The organism is Luteolibacter sp. (assembly GCF_058122085.1).
Genome location: NZ_JBIKBQ010000213.1, coordinates 1 through 3,552, shown reverse-complemented (window position 1 = coordinate 3,552; position 3,552 = coordinate 1). Strand labels below are relative to the sequence as shown.

At 61.3% G+C, this 3,552-nt stretch carries 1 protein-coding gene; it reads right to left on the bottom strand.

What is annotated here, in order from left to right; all coding sequences use genetic code 11:
• The coding region (locus AC4DF4_RS18775) for a DUF7133 domain-containing protein (RefSeq protein ID WP_490049626.1) at positions 1 to 3,520 on the bottom strand (3,520 nt) is incomplete at its 3' end.
• Positions 3,521 to 3,552 lie beyond the last annotated feature (32 nt).

The following is a 3,552-nucleotide window of genomic DNA, read 5'->3' as shown; positions in this document are numbered from 1 at the left end:
CGATTTCAGCGGGGAAATCGCGTTCTGCGGAGGTTGTTCCGGCCATGGGCGAGAGTGCGGCGACCAATGCTTGGCCGTTGTCACCCATGCCGCGGGCGACCTTCAGGGCGGAGGCATAGGCGTCGACGGTCAGGTCATTGGGCAGTTCGCGGGCCAGGAGTTCGGCAAACCCCTTGATTTGGAAAAGCTCGCGCCAGAGAACGGCGGCGGCTTCTTGATTGGTGATCCAGCCCATGATGGACGACAATGATTTGAGGGCCTCTTGGGGGGCGTGCACGGCCAGTGGCGGGAGCGCGTCGCGTCGGACGGTCATCGGTTGCTGAGTCGCCACCAGTGTGCGCAAGGCATCGACGGCTGCGGGTTGTCCGATTTTCCGCAGGGCGCTGAGCGCCTCTCCGCGCAGGCCGGCATCGGTTTCGTTGGCGGCAAATTGGGCGAGCGGCGGCACGGCCGTCACTTGACCCCATTCTGCGGCCAGCGCGATCGCTGCGGACAGCAGCGGTCGGTCGGACGATGCGAGCAGTGACACAATACCGCTGAGGTCGCCATCCGGGCGCAAGTTGCGGCCGCGCGCGGCTCCGGTGAGGGCGGCGGCGGCCCGGAGGCGGGCCTCTGGTTGCAGCGCGCCTTCTTTGATGAAGCTGCTGTAGAGCGTGGTGAGCTCGGCTGGGCCACCCGCACTTCCGATCAACTCAATCCACGGCCCGCGGCCGTCAGCATCGATCGTCCTTCCAGCAAAGAGCTGCTGCATGTATGGCGCCGTCACGACCGGTGCGGCGATGGTTGTCAGCGCGGTCAATTGCGCTTCGCGGCCGACGATTTTTTCCGGATGCGCGGCAATTTCCTCAAACCACGGGCGGGCCAGTTCGTTGACCGTCGTCCACGCGGCAAAGTCGAGGAAGTCATCCGCCGGGTCCGTCGGCAGATTGCGCAGGACCAAGTCGGCGCTTTCAAAAGTCCGGATGCGAGCCAGTGCTCGGAATGCTTCCAGTCTGGTCCGCGGATCGCGGCCCGCTTTGACCCACGTTGCGAACGGGCTGAGATCCTTCGTGCCATGCGCTCCATACGCTTTTCCCAGTTCGCGCAGACCCGTCTGCACACTGGTCTGGTCGACCGACTGCGGATCCACCATGGCCAACAGATGCGCTGTGTTCTGAGTCCGTCCGCTGAGCAGCCAAGCGGCATGACGGCGGGTGACTTCATCTTTCATCCACGGCCCTAATGCGGCGCGCAATGTTTCGACTGGCACGCGGGACAGCTCGCGACGGGCTTGCTCAAACTCCCAGCGATTGGGTGAAAGCAGGCGGCTGAGCAGTTTTTCGACGGGTTGGCCGGTCAGTGGTTCCCAGGCCAGCGGGCGGCTGCCGGTGGGGGCGATGCGCCAGATGCGGCCGCGTTGCTTGTCGCGCCGTGGGTCGCGGAAATCGACCTCACCATGGTTGATGATCGGGTTCGTCCAGTCGGCGACATAGATGGCGCCGTCTGGTCCCATGGACAGGGCGATCGGGCGAAAGGCGGCGTCTTCCGTGCGGGTGATGTCCGGCTCGACCTTGGTGACGTAGCCGGATTTTTGTTCTGCGGCATTCGGGTTTACGCTCAAGTCATTGAAACTAAATCGGACAATGCGGTGAGCGCGGAAATCATTGGTGAGGGCATGCCCCTGCCATTCCGGACCAAAAAGCGGGCTGTTGATGATTTCGAACCCGCAAAATTTCGGATACGAACCGGGGCTGACGCTGTTGATCGTGCGTCGCGCGCCTTCTGATGGAGGCAGGACCGCGCCGGGAAAAGCCCAGCTAATGCCGTTGCCATCCGCACCCGAGGTGAGGAACGTCTGGCCATTCATGTCTTCTTGCTGTCCCCAGCAATTGACCAGCCCTTTGGAATGGACTTCGAGCCGCTCCGTATTGGGATCATAGGCAAACGCGACGCCCGAGTTGGCGCGAACCAATCCCCAGGGGGTTTCGACGTGCGAGTGGATGTAAATGGTTTGCTGGAAATAGAGGCGACCGTCCACGCCCCAATGGAGGCCATGGATGATGTGGTGAGTGTCTTCGGTGCCGAATCCGCTCAGCACGATGCGGCGCTCGCTGAGTAGGCCATCGGCTCCTGGTTGGCTGAGGTGAAGAAGTTCTGTACTCGCGCCGACGAAACACCCGCCTTCGGTATCCGGGGCGACGCCGGCTGGAATGAGCAGTTTGTCAGCCACGATGCGGGAGACATCCGCCACGCCGTCGCGATTGGTGTCCTCGAGGAGGATGATGCGATCATTTCCGGTCGAGGGACCAAACTTCGAGGAATTCCCTTCCATCATGGCCCCGAGATCGTCCGGATTGACTTGTGGATAGGTGTTGGAAGTGGCCACCCACAGTCGCCCGTCGGCATCCCAGCTCATACCGACAGGTTTTTCCAAAAGTGGATTTTCAGCGTAGCTGGTCATTTCCAAGCCGGCATCCATGGTGAAATCCGGGCGTGGCAGCGATGGAATGACGGGCAGTTTGGTTTCGCTTGGCGGTTCGGGGGGCAGGGTGCTGGGCTGACCTGCGGCGATGGCGATGACATTGGCCTCGGCCTTGTCGACGAGTGGGTCGAACTTGGGGATTTCTACGGCGTTGCGTCCTTGTTCGCCTTTCCGGAAGCCGAAGATGTACGTGTAATTGGCTGGACGGCTGCGGTGGAAGAAGAGGGCGTTTTTCCGCAGGATAGCTTGACGGAGAAGCTGTTGTGAGGGTGTTTCGGTATCCCATGCGGCGGCGTCAGACTTCCAGCCCAGCTGGGCGGCCACGCTGGCGCTGAGGGCGCGAAACCCTTGGGGAGTCAGGTGAATGCCGTTGTCTGTGCCTTGAGGCAGATTGATGCCTGCGGCTTGTTTCCATTCACCGCGGACGAAAGGGGATTGTTTTTCCGCGGCGAGTTGTTCGATCACTTTTTCGTACTCGGCCAGCAGGGCGTTGTGCCCGGCAGGGTCGGGCAGTCCAGGCCGGATGCCGCGCATGTCTTCGTGTCGAACAGGTCCGACAAAAACAAAACGCACGCTCCCCCCGGGGCTGGCCTCTTTGATCAGGTCCATCAGGGCGAGCAATTCCCGACGGAATTTAGCAGGGCTGTGGTCGAGGCCGTAACGAGCTGGGTCGGGATTGAGCACTGGATCGTTTTGGCGATAGGTCAAATCTTCCAAACTCGCCGCCATACCGTAACCCAAGATGGCCACTGTCGGCCGCACCACAGCCAGTTGTTGCTTCAAACTGTCCACTCCCTTGTCGACCGGATCAAAACTCGCCCGCGACGCGCCCAATGGACTGTCACCGCTGTAGGCAAGATTGCGGACCGCAAAAGAACGGCCCGGAAATTCCTGCCGCATGCGGGCTTCAAGATATCCGTAGTTGTTCTCCCTCTCCATGAGGGTGTCACCAATCAACAAGACCCGGTCGCCGTCTTTAAGATCGAGTTTACTGGGGGCCGCCCACAATGGGCTGCCCGTCAGGGCGCAGATGGCCGCAAGGCGCAGAAGTTTGAGCATGGCTTTTGAGGTGGGGTAAATGAAAAAGCGGG